Source organism: Coleofasciculus sp. C1-SOL-03 (assembly GCF_040220555.1).
GTDB lineage: Bacteria > Cyanobacteriota > Cyanobacteriia > Cyanobacteriales > Coleofasciculaceae > Coleofasciculus.
The window spans coordinates 1-14,223 of sequence record NZ_JAVJUO010000124.1 but is presented as its reverse complement, the minus strand read 5'-3'; the positions used below and the strand labels follow the sequence as shown (position 1 = coordinate 14,223).

At 45.7% G+C, this 14,223-nt stretch carries 11 protein-coding genes; 9 read left to right on the top strand and 2 right to left on the bottom strand.

The window, feature by feature from the left end; all coding sequences use genetic code 11:
• Positions 1 to 278 precede the first annotated feature (278 nt).
• Together RIE73_RS19295 and RIE73_RS19290 are read right to left on the bottom strand one after the other, a co-directional pair.
• On the bottom strand, positions 279 to 2,225 hold the full coding sequence (locus tag RIE73_RS19295) for a tetratricopeptide repeat protein (RefSeq protein WP_446402720.1): 1,947 nt from the start codon (positions 2,223 to 2,225) through the stop codon (positions 279 to 281).
• A 106-nt stretch (positions 2,226 to 2,331) separates the two neighbouring features.
• Positions 2,332 to 2,811, bottom strand: coding sequence for a molybdenum cofactor biosynthesis protein MoaE (locus RIE73_RS19290; RefSeq protein ID WP_446402721.1), 480 nt, complete (start codon positions 2,809 to 2,811; stop codon positions 2,332 to 2,334).
• 412 nt (positions 2,812 to 3,223) lie between these two features.
• Between RIE73_RS19290 and pipX the strand changes: the two genes are divergently transcribed.
• The 9 genes from pipX to cofH all read left to right on the top strand — a co-directional run bounded on the left by pipX (position 3,224) and on the right by cofH (position 13,935).
• Positions 3,224 to 3,487: a transcriptional coactivator PipX gene (pipX, locus tag RIE73_RS19285; RefSeq protein ID WP_446402719.1), complete on the top strand. Its 264-nt coding sequence runs from the start codon at positions 3,224 to 3,226 to the stop codon at positions 3,485 to 3,487.
• A gap of 68 nt (positions 3,488 to 3,555) precedes the next feature.
• Positions 3,556 to 4,227 (top strand): YggS family pyridoxal phosphate-dependent enzyme, encoded by a 672-nt coding sequence (locus RIE73_RS19280; protein ID WP_446402718.1) that lies wholly within the window; start codon positions 3,556 to 3,558, stop codon positions 4,225 to 4,227.
• A gap of 334 nt (positions 4,228 to 4,561) precedes the next feature.
• Positions 4,562 to 5,146: a cell division protein SepF gene (locus tag RIE73_RS19275; protein WP_446402717.1), complete on the top strand. Its 585-nt coding sequence runs from the start codon at positions 4,562 to 4,564 to the stop codon at positions 5,144 to 5,146.
• Positions 5,147 to 5,197: 51 nt separating this feature from the next.
• Positions 5,198 to 6,022: a pyrroline-5-carboxylate reductase gene (gene proC / locus RIE73_RS19270; RefSeq protein ID WP_446402716.1), complete on the top strand. Its 825-nt coding sequence runs from the start codon at positions 5,198 to 5,200 to the stop codon at positions 6,020 to 6,022.
• A gap of 175 nt (positions 6,023 to 6,197) precedes the next feature.
• Positions 6,198 to 7,157, top strand: a complete 960-nt coding sequence (locus RIE73_RS19265) for a glycosyltransferase family 2 protein (protein WP_446402715.1) — start codon at positions 6,198 to 6,200, stop codon at positions 7,155 to 7,157.
• A 33-nt stretch (positions 7,158 to 7,190) separates the two neighbouring features.
• Positions 7,191 to 8,801: a glycosyltransferase family 39 protein gene (locus RIE73_RS19260; RefSeq protein WP_446402714.1), complete on the top strand. Its 1,611-nt coding sequence runs from the start codon at positions 7,191 to 7,193 to the stop codon at positions 8,799 to 8,801.
• A gap of 7 nt (positions 8,802 to 8,808) precedes the next feature.
• On the top strand, positions 8,809 to 10,479 hold the full coding sequence (locus RIE73_RS19255; RefSeq protein ID WP_446402713.1) for an ArnT family glycosyltransferase: 1,671 nt from the start codon (positions 8,809 to 8,811) through the stop codon (positions 10,477 to 10,479).
• Between the two features lie 17 nt (positions 10,480 to 10,496).
• Positions 10,497 to 12,506 (top strand): ArnT family glycosyltransferase, encoded by a 2,010-nt coding sequence (locus RIE73_RS19250; protein WP_446402712.1) that lies wholly within the window; start codon positions 10,497 to 10,499, stop codon positions 12,504 to 12,506.
• Positions 12,507 to 12,780: 274 nt separating this feature from the next.
• Positions 12,781 to 13,935 (top strand): 7,8-didemethyl-8-hydroxy-5-deazariboflavin synthase subunit CofH, encoded by a 1,155-nt coding sequence (gene cofH / locus RIE73_RS19245; protein WP_446402711.1) that lies wholly within the window; start codon positions 12,781 to 12,783, stop codon positions 13,933 to 13,935.
• Positions 13,936 to 14,223: the final 288 nt, after the last annotated feature.

The window sequence follows — 14,223 nt, the reverse complement described above, 5'->3', positions numbered from 1 at the left end:
CTTCGAGGATTGATTGGATCTTAATTTGTTTCCCCAATAACTCGCTGAGGAACCCGGCTAAAACACCGTAATTCGCTTTGTTTCTCAGTAATTTTTTAATCGCCCAATCAAATCGGATGTGTGTTTGAGACATAAGGGCATTTCTGGGAACGTCTACCTACTCTATTATGACAGATTTCGCCCTCATGATTCAAGAGAAGCTGATCAATTCCTTCCACTGTTTCTTCCAGTTCCAGATCTAATATTGCTAGGAAAGAGGGTCGGTAATCCAAAACGGCTTATTTAGATATTTGCTTAATTATCTGTAACACTTCATAAAAATCATCAATTAGGATGTATTCCTGTGGCTGTTCTAGTTGGCTGTTGGTCTGAAATTTAATCTTGCCATCAGCAAATAAATTACGGTTATTAAATAATTTAGTTAAATTGCTGTTCTTGCTGCTTTTGATGTCGTTAACCGCTTGGGTATTATCGGGTAAGTTTAGACAGACTTCGAGCATTTTGTGATAAACATCATTCAACTCTGGCGCTATTGTCGGTTGTTCAATGTCGTTAACCATGTCAACTTTCATTTCTAGTGCTTGGGATTCGATAGTATTAATTGCAGCCGTAAAAGCCTGATAAGCGTTGGATAATTTTTGGACGGTTTGATAGGCAAGTCCTAGGTTGAGTTGCGTTTCAGTATAGTTTGCGGTAAAGGCTTCACGGGTGTAGATTTGTAGGGCGGATTGATAAAAGACAATCGCATTTTCTATATTTTCTCCCCTTTCTCCCCGAATTCGGTTTGAGTAGGCTTCTCCCAGATTATTTTGAACAGTTGCCCATTGATAGGGAAAAGTTTCACAGGTATAGAATTGTAGGGCGGCTTGATAATAGGCAATGGCATTTTCTATATTTTCTGCCCTCTCTCCCCAGATTCGGTTTGAGTAGGCAGCACCTAGATTATTTTGTATCATTGCCCAATCACTGGGAAAAGTTTCACGGGTGTAGACTTGTAGGGCGGCTTGACAATAGGCAATGACATTTTCTATATTTTCTGCTCTTTTTCCCCGGATTCGTTTCCAGTAGACTTCTCCCAGATCATAGTGTGTCATTGCCCAATCGCTGGGAAAAGTTTCACGGGTGTAGACTTGTAGGGCGGCTTGATAAGAGGCAATGGCATTTTCTATATTTTCTGCCCTCTCTCCCCAGATTCGGTTTGAGTAGGCAGTTCCCAGATTATATTGTGTCATTGCCCAATCACTGGGAAAAGTTTCACGGGTGTAGATTTGTAGAGCGGCTTGGCAATAAGTAATGGCATTTTCTATATTTTCTGCTCGTTCTCCCCGAATGCGCTCCAAGTAAGCAAGACCTAGATTATCTTGCGTACCTGCCCATTGACTGGGAAAGATTTCACGAGTGTAGACTTCTAGGGCAGCCTGATAATAGGCGATGGCATTTTCTATATTGTCTGTCCTTTCTCCTCTGATTCGTTTCCAGTAAGAAAGACCTAGATTATTTTGCGTCATTGCCCAATCACTGGGAAACATTTCACGGGTATAGATTTCTAGGGCAGCCTGATAAGCGGTGATGGCATTTTCTATATTTTCTGCCCCTTCTCCCCCGATTCGGTTGGAGTAGGCAAGACCCAGACAAACTTGATTCATTGCCCAATCCCAGGGACACGTTTCACGGGTATAGACTTCTAGGGCAGCCTGATAAGCGGTGATGGCATTTTCTATATTTTCTGCCCTTTCTCCTCGGATGCGGTTGAAGTAAGCCAGACCCAGATTGTTTTGAATTAACGCCCAAGTGTCTGAGTTAATAGCGCGGCGACAGATAGTCAGCGCGACTTGATACCCCGTGATAGCGATGTCCTGATTAATTGCCTGATTTCCTAAAGGAAACTCTTGGAGCAAATTACTAAAATTCATTATATTTGTCGCCAGCCTTTCTGCTTCTTCTGCTTCCTCATCTGCTAGTTGTCTCTCAAATTCGCGCAATACTCTAGCAAAGTTCTCATCTAAGAGAGCCAGGTTTTCCTGAAGTAGGGGATAGACAGCTTGCGGATCAACATCACTATCTGAAGTGACCTGTAATACTTGCTTCAAGAAGTTCCGTTGGGCGTTAAGAGTGGGGGGAAAAGAGGGTAATGGCAACATATTTCCGAGCCGACGGGAAATCCTGATGAAAAACTTTGAGGCATTAATCAGAGTCAGATAGACGTTGCGATGTTGTTCTTGCATGAAAAAGTAATGAGAAGGTCAATGTCCAAAGTTTCTAAGGGTTCAGTTAAACGCTTACGGTCTAGTCTATTCAATCACAAGGCTGACATCCTGCAAGCCTTCACGTTCAGCACGGCTCATTGACTTGTTCACAGGCTCCAATACTCACCCAGGTACTCGCACCATCTTGATAGTGTTCTTTTTTCCAGATGGGAGCGTTATGTTTTAAAGTATCAATGGCATATTTACAGGCAGCGAAGGCTTCGGAACGATGGGGACAGCCAATGGCAACTAAAACGCTAATTTCACCAATTTGTAGGCGTCCGATGCGATGGTGAATGACGACGCGATTGACATCAGTCCATGTCTGTCGAATGTCTTGGGCAATGGTGGCAAAGATGTGCAATGCCATAGGTTCGTAGGCTTGATATTCCAGTGACACAACGGGTTTGCCTTCGGTTTGGTTGCGGACGGTGCCACTCATGACAACAACAGCACCATTGGCGGGATCATCGGCGAGGGTATAGACATCGGTGAGGGATAGGGGGGCAAAGGTGATGGCGAAGCTATCATTAGTTTGTGGTTTTTGGGGAGAGACGATAGACATGGCGACTTTGTGGGTAAATGGAGAACATTTTCTTTTTACCGCACAGGTGGCGAGAGATTCACGCTTCCCATCAAAATCAGAAACAAAAATGTACCCTTCTCTCCCTGCTCTCAAACGCGCCATAGTACGTCCTTCCCAGCGCCCCCTGCTCCCCCGTCTTGCCTGAATCGAACAGGATTGAGGTCTTTGTGCTTCTGAGAGGCACAACAGCTTATACAATGACCAGAGGTGCCTTAACTGCTACTAAGCGTGAGTTTGGGGCAATCAATCACAGGCTGTAGACTAAATACGCTGATTTCTTAATGATTTATTGATAATTGTGCTGAACAATGACTAACCGATGCGGTATCTCCTCCACTACTTATTCTCGTTTGTCCAATCTGTTGTCTAACAGGTCTATTGCAGGGTTTTAATGGAAACCTATCTAAATCATCCCACCTTTGGTTTACTTTTTCGCGTTTGCATGGTTGAAGACAACCAGGAACTGTTCACCACCCTTTACGCCCAGCGTCTATTCTTTTTGGTGACGACAGGCTCGAGTGGTTTGGCGTTTGAACCGATTAGTCGTTCAGATGCTCGCCTTATGGTGGAAAATCGTCTCCGTATTTTTCGCCGTATGGGTGCATCCAAGGATTTTGAACAGCTACAGAAAATCCATAAACAAACGTTCCAATGAGCAGTAGCGGTTGGTTTTTGGATGATTCACACCCTCTCTTGTGACTCCCTTATGGCTCATCTCAAATCATGACAGGCTCAATTCCAGAACGTATTGCTCAGATTCGCCAACAGCTACCGCCCGACGTGCGGTTAATTGCTGTGACTAAACGAGTATCGGTAGAGGCGATACGCGAAGCCTATCAAGCTGGCGTGCGCGATTTTGGCGAGAGCCAAGTTCAAGAGGCGGCGGCTAAACAGGACGAACTGCAAGATTTGCCTGACATTACCTGGCATTTGATCGGACATCTTCAGCGCAATAAGGCGAAAAAAGCCTTAACTCAATTTCAATGGATTCATTCCTGTGACAGCCTCAAGTTAGCCCAGCGACTGAATCAGTTGGCTGGTGAGTTGGCTGTCAGCCCCCAAATCTGTCTGCAAGTCAAAATCATGCCTGATCCCCATAAATATGGTTGGACGATACCGGAATTGCTGGAGATTCTTCCTGAACTGGATCAGTGTAAAGCGTTGCAAATTCAGGGATTAATGACGATTCCACCGTTGGGATTGTCCTCCCAGGAAACTCTGGGTGTCTTTGAGCGGACTCGTGATCTGGCGGATGAAATTGGACGGCAAAATTGGTCAAATTTGCGAATGCAGCAGCTTTCGATGGGAATGTCAGAGGATTATGCCCTCGCCATCCAAGCGGGAGCAACGATGGTACGACTCGGGCGGATTATTTTCGGTGAACGTGGGGATTAAGTCGGCGAGGAATGGAGCAATCAATTATCATGAGCAAGCAACTGCTGTATAGTGCCAAAATAACTCTTATGATCAGTATTGTCTTGTAAGTAATCCCTGAGTGTTTTCGCCGCTATGGGCATCGAACTACCCGTTTGACTAAAAGCGGGTGTATACTAAGGGCTTACTTTTGACAAGCTCCGGTGGTAGGAAATGTTAGGCGATCGCGGGGTAAGCTAGCCGTTTGCTTGAGGTTTTGGTCTCAACCCCCAAGAGTTAAGAACCGATACCTCAACGAGGGTCGATTCTAGCGTTTCCCCAACAAACCCTAAAGTTGTGATGGAGAGTAGTTCCAATGAACAATATCTTTAACAAGCTGCGAGATTTTGTGGTCGGTCCCAATGATCCCGAATATGAGTATGAATACGAAGACGTGGATGGCGATCCCTATCAAAATCTCTATCAGCAAGAACCACCTATGCCAGCGCCGGCGGAGGAAGAACGTCCTCCTCGACGTCGGGTTCGGGAACGTCCTGTTGTAGGATCGGATTCAGGAATGGGAGCGGTAAACATGAATAATGTGATTGGTATGCCGGGAGCGGTCAACGGGATTTCGGAAGTAGCCGTGATTGAGCCGCGTTCGTTTGAAGAAATGCCCCAGGTGATTCAAGCCCTGCGAGAGCGCAAGTCTGTGGTTTTAAATCTCACCATGATGGACCCCGATCAAGCGCAACGAGCTGTGGATTTTGTGGCGGGCGGAACGTATGCGATCGACGGTCATCAAGAGCGCATTGGTGAGAGTATTTTCCTCTTTACACCAAGCTGCGTACAGGTAAGTACTCAATCGGGTGTCATTCACGAAGTCGCCGAACAAACTCGTGGGTCACGTTCAGCGCCTCCTCCCAGTTGGACGTCTGAGCCGGAACGTATGGCTCAGTAATTCAATTGAGATTGTCGAACATCGAATGTCCGTTCACTAAAGGAAGGGTGGGTGTCTATCAAACTTGGCATAATCGGCGGCGGGGTAATGGGAGAAGCGATCTTATCCCGCCTGATCGCACAGCAAGTTTATCGCCCTGATCAGGTGCTGGTCAGTGATCCCCAAGCCCAGCGACGAGAGGTTTTAAGCCAGCGCTATGGGGTTAACGTCACTTCGGATAACGGGGTGGCGGCGAAAGCTGACGAGGTTTTACTTTTGGCAATTAAACCGCAAGTGTTTAAGGCGGTAGCGAGTGACTTGGTGTCCAAGGATGGTAATCATTCCTCAGCTTCGGAAACCCTGCCGATGGTGATTTCGATTTTAGCGGGTGTGTCGTTAACGGAACTCGAAGCCGCTTTTGAGCATCAGCCAGTGATTCGGGCGATGCCCAATACCCCAGCCACAGTAGGCGCAGGAATAACCGCGATCGCACCGGGAAAAACTGTCACCGCTAACCATATAGAACAGGCAAAAACCTTGTTGGGTGCTGTGGGTGAAGTGGTGGAAGTGTCCGAATCCCTAATGGATGCGGTAACCGGATTATCGGGATCGGGACCGGCTTATGTGGCAGTGATGATTGAAGCCTTAGCCGACGGGGGTGTAGCTGCCGGATTACCCCGAGCGATCGCGTCTAAATTAGCACTTTCTACGGTATGGGGAACGGCACAACTGTTACAGGATAAACAAATCCATCCCGCTCAACTTAAAGATCAAGTGACAAGTCCAGGTGGCACTACAATTGCTGGAATTGCTGAATTGGAGCGTTCTGGTTTCCGTTCGGCGCTGATAGAAGCTGTACAAGCCGCTTATCGGCGCTCTCAACAACTGGGTAAGTAGGATCGTCATTCGTCATTCGTCATTCGTCATACTCGCTTCCTTGAGAAGCAAGCTACGTCATTTGTTATACTTGCTTTTCAAGAATTAAGCTACGTCTTATGTCAGGGTTTGCCTGTTCCTATCAGAATCCACTCTCTTTTAAGGAGTGGAGATGTCAATTCATAGACAATAGACGATGCTGCCAAAGTATTCTTGGATTATTCCCATCTATAACGAAGAAGAAACCCTCCAGGAAATGTATCGTCGGATCAGCGCTGTCGCCGATCGCATGGATGGGCTTGTAGAATTCATTTTAATTAATGATGGCAGTCGCGATCGCTCAGTACAGATTATCCGAGAACTGCACCAGCAGGACAAGCGAGTCTGTTATCTTAGCTTGGCACGTAACTTTGGGCATCAGATGGCGGTAACGGCAGGTCTGAATTTTGCCCGAGGTCAGGTTATTGTCGTCCTCGATGCGGATTTGCAAGATCCACCGGAGTTGATCCCCGATATGGTGGAAAAATGGCGACAAGGCTATCAAGTGGTTTATGCACAACGGATTAAACGCCGAAAGGAACGTGTGTTTAAGCGCTTCACCGCTTATGTATTTTATCGTTTACTCAAGTCTCTAGCCGAGGTGGATATTCCCACAGATACGGGTGATTTTTGTTTAATGGATCGGCAAGTTGTCGATTTGCTCAATGCCATGCCCGAACAAAACCGCTACATTCGCGGCTTGCGATCGTGGGTGGGTTTTCGGCAGACTGCCATTCGGTTTGAACGTGATCCCCGTTTTGCTGGGGATGTTAAATACACCTTTCGTAAATCCCTAGGGTTAGCCGTGAACAGTTTAGTCTCATTCTCTAAAGTACCGTTACGACTATCCACGTATATTGGATTGCTGTCGGCGGCGTTAGCTTTATTCATGTCAGTGTTAGTCCTGTACTGGCGTTTAGCATCACCTAATTCTCCCTTAACAGGATTTGCCACGATCGCGATCGCCATTTTCTTTCTGGGATCAGTTCAGCTCATCAGTATCGGCATATTAGGCGAATATATTGGGCGAATTTATGAAGAGGTCAAAGCCAGACCCCTTTACACCCTAGCAGAAGTAGGTGGTTTCCCTGATCACTCTAGAGACCCAACCCGTTAATTTTGTCAATAGTCTATAAACAATAAATTGATTATGCCCAAAAAGCATAAATATAATTTCAGGTTACCTAAAAATCCTTGGCATCTCTTAATTATTGTATTATTAGTTCTCGGTATATTCTTTCGATTTGCTAACCTGGAACAAAAACCCTATTGGGGTGATGAAAGCCTCACATCACAACGAATTTCTGGTTATACCGATCAGGATTTCCAAGCGGTAATCTTACAAGGCGAGGAAATGAAGGTAGTCGAAATCCAAGACTATCAACGTCCCAATCCCCAAAGAGGTTTACTTGATGCCATAAATGCTTTTGTGAAACATGGCGAACATCCACCCCTCTATTACTTGACGGCACGATTTTGGATGCAGTTATTTCAAAATATCGGGACTACACCAAGAAGCTTGTCGGCTGTGATTAGCGTGGTGGCAATGCCTTGCATATATTTACTGTGTTGGGAACTATTTGAGTCGTCATTAGTTGGATGGGTTGCCATCGGACTTCTGGCGATTTCTCCCCTTCAGATACTCTATGCCCAAGAAGCACGGCAGTACAGCCTCTGGACAGTGACTGTATTATTATCAAGCTGGGCATTGCTGCGAGCCATGCGTCTCCACAGTAAACTGAACTGGGGAGTTTATGCGGTAACTCTGGCACTGGGATTCTATACGCATTTGATTTCTGTAATTGTTGCGATTGGACATGGCATCTACGTGGTTGTCAATGATAGCTTCCGATTTAGTAAAACGCTGATTGCTTACGTGCTGGCATCTTTGGCAGGGTGCTTACTTTTTCTCCCTTGGATTGGGGTGATGATCGCTGATTCACAAGTCGAAAATCCATCTCCAGGCTGGAGCAAAACACCTACACCACTGCCATCGTTAGTTCAAACTTGGCTGGTGAATATTAGCCACATTTTTGTCGATTTAAATGATAGTTTTGTTTATGGGAACTTATGGATTTATGCCCTGACATCCATTCTCGTTTTATACGCTATTTACTTTTTATGTAATTACACGCCCAAGCGGGTTTGGCTGTTTGTCTGTCTATTAATCGCAGTCCCCGCGTTATTTTTAATACTACCCGACTTATTAGAGGGAGGAAGACGCTCGACTCCGCTGCGATATTTTATCCCGTCTTCTTTGGGCATTCAGATAGCAGTTGCTTACCTACTTTCTAGTAAAATTACTCCGACTATAAATGTTAATAATTGGCAACAGAAGCTATGGCAGCTAATTACAGTTGTTATCGTGTCAAGTGGAGTTTTTTCTGGCGTCCTCATATCCCAATCAGATACATGGTGGACGAAAGGTCGAGAATACTATCATACTGAGGTGGCTAAAATTGTTAATCCAACAGACCAGTCCCTGGTTATCGCAACATGGTTCGATGTGCGTACTCTCAGTCATTCACTGGCGCCCCATGTTGTTTTGCAAGATATTCGCCCACTGCAAGAGGTGAATTCTGTAGGCAAGGGTTTCAGTAATGTATTCGTGTACCAGTCTAAAGCGACATTGGACTATTTACTTGAAGAAAATCCCAACTATACAATAGACAAAACCTGGACATGGAAACGGCAAACAACTCCGGTTAATACAACTCAAACGACTCTATGGAAATTAAAGATTGGAGAGGAAAATTCTTAACTAAACTATGAATTTACCTTTTACTCATGCTAACCGCAAAACAGCACAGATTCATGCTGCTGTAGTCTTTGTCAGTGTAATTACAGTCATTGCAGCGCTGACGCTACTGATAATTTTGGTTCATACAGTGGCGACGACAACGATTCCCTTCGATAGCGATGAAGCTGAACACGCGGTTGATGGTTGGCAAGTTTACCATAGCCTGATTAGGCTCAATCTAGTAGACTGGTTCCAAGCAATTACCAGCCAAGCATTCTATCCGTTTATCAACTCATTCTTCGTTGCGATCGCGTACTTATTGGCTGGAGCTAGTGTTGTCTCCAGTCGTATACCATCCGTATTATTCTTTGCACTTACAGTGTTTGGCTTAGGTTGGCTCATCTTTACGATTGCTCAACGACAAGAAGACGCCGTGAACCCAGCCGATCAATGGTTTCCCTGGACAGGTGCTATTTTCGCGATCGCCCTGGCTATTACCAGCCCAATTTTTGTCACCAATGCCGTCCTTTGTATGCTGGAAATGACGGGTGCGATGCTAGCCATTCTGCTAATGCTGATTGGGGATCAGATTGATCAAATCCGCCACCAACGTTCCCGCCTGATCGGGATGGCGATCGCGGCTTTCGTAGTCATGGCACTTGTGTTGACTAAATACTCCTTCGGCTTATTCTACATACCTGGACTACTCGTCGCCTTAGTCACCGCCACCAAACCTGGGAAATTGGGTCGTCAAGTCTGGCTAGAAACAACTGTAGTCCTGGGTATCTACGCCGCTGTCTTGGTTTTATGGATTCTGGTCACGGATCGAGAAACGATGTGGATGTTCTTTACCAATCACCCCAGCTACGTGGACGTTTGGTCGGTCGAGAATTTTCTCTACTACCCCATTGTCTGGCTTAACGAATACTCAACCAAAAAGCCAGTCGGACTTCTTTCCCTCACCTTCGCCGTCATCGGCGCTGTTCGCTATTGGAAACATCTACCGGTGCGGGTAGCGGTTTGGTCTATTTTGGCTGCAACTGTCGTACTCGGGATTTCAACGACCAACTCTCAACGACATATACTGGTTATCGCACCTGCAATCTGGATGCTGGCTGGACTTGGACTGGTTAAGGTATTGCAATGGCTTAATCGTAGAATAAAGACTCGCCCCTTCGTTGTCGGTACAATCGGATTAATTTGGGCTTTACTGATTGTTTGTGCCATAGAACCTGCTTCACAGCTACAGGCTCGATTGATAAAAGTGTTTGAAGGGTTACCCGTCTATGCCGAAATGCAGGAGTTCGGACTGCAAGGCGTTGACCTAAATCAACCTGTTCTGCTACTCGGATTCAATACTGATCAATATAATCTATTGGCTATTCGCTGGCGTGCCGCCGTACTTTCTGGCAAACGCTTAGAGGATCTAAATATTGATCAGTTTCCCTTTGAACAGCGTGAACGCTATCTACAGCGCACGGGTCGCAAGCCACAGAAAGTTAGCGTTGATCCCAGCTTTCCCCGCCAACCCTTGGATGCTATTCTCGATAGTGGCTATTACGCTTACATTATTGAGACTCGTAATCTGCAAGAGCAATCCAGCATTCTCCATTCTGAGCAACATTCACTGGACAATTATCCTACGGTTACCCAGCAATTCTATCCCTGGTTAGTCACGGTCTACAAGATAGAAAATTAAGACTATTAGTTTAATTCGTGAACGGAATCATCAATATGCTGGCTGGCTTACCTTTACTCTCATTATTGCTTCTATTTCTAATTTTCCAGTATCCAGGTCAAGACTGGCGGGGTTCTGTCTTATCCGCAGCGATTGTCTGGGGAGTTTTGATCACGGTATTGACTGAGACGTTAAGTCTATTGAGAGTCTTGACATTTAGTTCAGTGTTGGTCTTGTGGCTGATTACAGATATCGCCCTCGGTTTGATCTATTATCGACGGGTTAAGAGAGGAAAGCGATCGCTAACTTTCCCTGAACCTCCTAAACTCACCCCAGTCTCACTGGTTTTCCTGGGCGGTGTCGTCTGTATCGTGGCGACAGTGGGTTTAATTGCCGTGGTAGCGCCACCTAATAATTGGGATTCTATGACCTATCACATGGCACGGGTGGTTCATTGGATACAAAATCGCAGTGTTGCCCATTATCCCACTTACTATTCGGCACAATTAGTTCATCCTCCGTTTGCCGAATTTGTGATCATGCATCTACAGATTCTCAGTCGGGGCGATCGCTTGGCTAATTTGGTGCAATGGTTAAGTATGGTTGGCAGCATTATTGGCGTATCCCTAATTGCTAAACAACTGGGTGCCAATCAACGGGGACAAATTTTTGCGGCGATTTTCTGCGCTACGATTCCGATGGGAATTCTGCAAGCATCCAGCACTCAAAATGATTATGCTGTCGCTTTTTGGCTAGTTTGTCTTGCCCATTATATTCTGTTGGCATTGCCCGCCAAAAAGATTCCGCTTCCCTTAGTTCTAAGTATTGGCGCTAGCTTAGGACTGGCTGTTTTTACCAAGAGTTCAGGCTATATCTATGCCTTTCCTTTAATGGTTTGGTTTTTCCTGGCGAAACTAAACCGCCTACGCTGGAAATTATGGAAACCAATAGGTATCATTACTTTTATATTTTTAAGCCTGAACTGGGGTCATTATTCACGCAACTTTGATTTGTATGGAAATCCCATATCGGTAGCCGAATATTCAGCCGACTATAAAATAGAAGTGTACAGTCTGCCGACATGGATCTCCAATATTATCAGGAATCTTTCTCTCCATGTTGATATCGTTAGATACCTAGGACTACAGGATTTTATTACGCCGATTACGGGGATTAGCCATAAATTAATCAGTATAATCCATTCGGTTTTGGGCGTTGATATGAATGATCCGCGAACAACCTGGCCCCTAAACTCCTATACAGTTCCGGGTCTATCCTTTGATGAAAATGTTGCCGGAAATCCCCTGCATCTCTTACTCATTGCATTAGCGATTATAGTTTTTGTGTTTAACAAGGAATTGAGGACAAAAAACAATGTAATCGGTTATGTATTGGCATTAATTGGTGGCTTCTTACTCCTTTGTTGGATGCTAAAAATTCAACCTTATCAAAGTCGCCACCATCTTTCGCTGTTTGTCCTATTTTCGTCTTTTGTCGGTTTAGTTTTTAACAAAAGCTGGAATCGTCATGTTTTAATGATTATGGCTGTGATTATGCTCGTAGCATCAATTCCCTTTGTGGTGGGTAATAAATACCGACCGATTGCTGCCGAGCAAAATATATTTAATACCAGCCGCAATGAACTGTACTTTGCTAATCGTAAATATCTCAAAGAACCCTATTTCGCGACCGCTGATTTTCTCAAAAAACAAAACTGTGAAACGATTGGGTTATCTTTAGGAGGTACAGCCGTACCATCGGGGACGTATTGGGAATATCCATTTTGGGTACTTTTGCAGGAAAATAATTCTCAAACTATTCGGTTTGATCATGTTTTACATCCGGATAATCGCTCTCATGCAAAATCGAAGATATATCCCCACAATAATTTTAATCCCTGTGCCATTATTGCGGTTAGAAGTAGTAAAGAGGAACCCGTTAAAGAAATGGTGGTTCAGAGTAGCACTTATGTCAGCGCTTGGTCAGCTAACTCAGACCCGATCAATGTGTTAGTTAAAGATAGGGGAGATGTGAAAGAATTAGATTGACCACTGATGCTGATATTTTCTTGGTGAGAAGGGCGGGTTTTGTTGAGAGGTTATTGGTGAGAAGGGCGGGTTTTGTTGAGAGGTTATTGGTGGATATTTGAATTGAGTCCCTAAACCCGCCCCGACAATTGTGGCTAAACCCGCCCCTACACCCGCCCTGACAATTGACCCTTCGCTTGGCTAGTGGGACATGCTTATGACTGATTACTGGCTCGATACTTAGCGGGCATAGTACTATCAAGATGAGTGTTTCCTGATCTTTTCCAGATATCCCGTGATTACCAACTCCGTTGACGCCATTCTGAACCGCGCCTTAGCTGGTGAAGACATTTCTCCCCAGGAGGGTGTTATTCTCCTAGAGCAAACGGAACCTGCTGCTGTGGGGGCGATTCAGGAAACGGCTGACCAATTGCGCCACCACCAAGCAGGCGATCGCGTCACCTACGTGATTAACCGTAATATCAACTTTACCAATATTTGTACTCAACACTGTAGTTTCTGTGCCTTCCGCCGCGATGCGGGTACAGAGGGGGCGTATTGGCTAGATTGGGGGCAAATTCTGGAAAAAACAGGGGATGCGGTACAACGGGGGGCGACGGAAATTTGTATGCAGGGGGGTTTGAACCCGCAAGCCAATATTAATGGCGCGGCTTTACCCTATTATCTGGAATTAGTGCAAACGATTAAGCAAGCCTTTCCCCAACTGCATCTCCATGCTTTTTCCCCCCAGGAAGTCCAATTTATCGCTGAACAGGATGGATTGAGGTATGCTGATGTCATTGCCGCACTGCAAGAGGCTGGGGTTAGTTCCATGCCTGGAACGGCGGCTGAGGTTTTGGATGATCAGGTTCGCCGCATCCTTTGTCCGGAAAAGACGAATACAGCTACCTGGTTAGACATTGTGGGAACGGCGCATCGATTGGGAATGCCCACAACTAGCACCATGCTTTCGGGTCATATTGAAACCAAGCAACAGCAGATGGGGCATTTAGCCAAGCTGCGATCGCTCCAGCAACGAACTCGCGCTCAAGGCTATCCAGGCTATATCACAGAATTTATTCTACTGCCGTTTGTGGGTCAAGATGCCCCTAAACCGTTGCGTCAGCGTGTGGGGCGAGATCAACCGATTCTCAAAGATGCCCTATTATTAACGGCGGTGGCGCGAATTTTCTTGGGCAATTGGATTCCCAACCATCAACCAAGCTGGGTGAAATTGGGTCTGGCTGGTGCGACAGAAGCCCTCAGATGGGGCTGTAATGACATTGGCGGCACGTTAATGGAAGAACATATCACCACCATGGCAGGGGCGCAAGGGGGAACCTGTATGGACGTTGAGACGCTTCAAGACGCGATTCATTCCCTAGGGCGTCCCCACCAGCAACGAGATACCCTTTATCGACCGATACTACAGGAGTTGTCAGTTGTATAAGTCCAAAAGGGAAAGAAAGAGTTTTGACGAAAGTAGGGGCGCATAGACGTGCGCCCTTACCAACGTCCAAAAACTGATCCCCTAATCAATCAGTAATAGCAAGTCCGGTTGATTGCCCACCGATACAATCACCTCATAACAAGTATGTAGGGTCTGCTGAATAAGTCTTGTGGTGGGGAAAAGGCTTTTATGCAGGAGGCAGAAGGCAGAAGGGAAGAGGGTTTAATCCAACCCACAATCGTTGTCCTGGGAGTATCTTTCTCACGCTAGGTGCTAGGTTTTTTACAA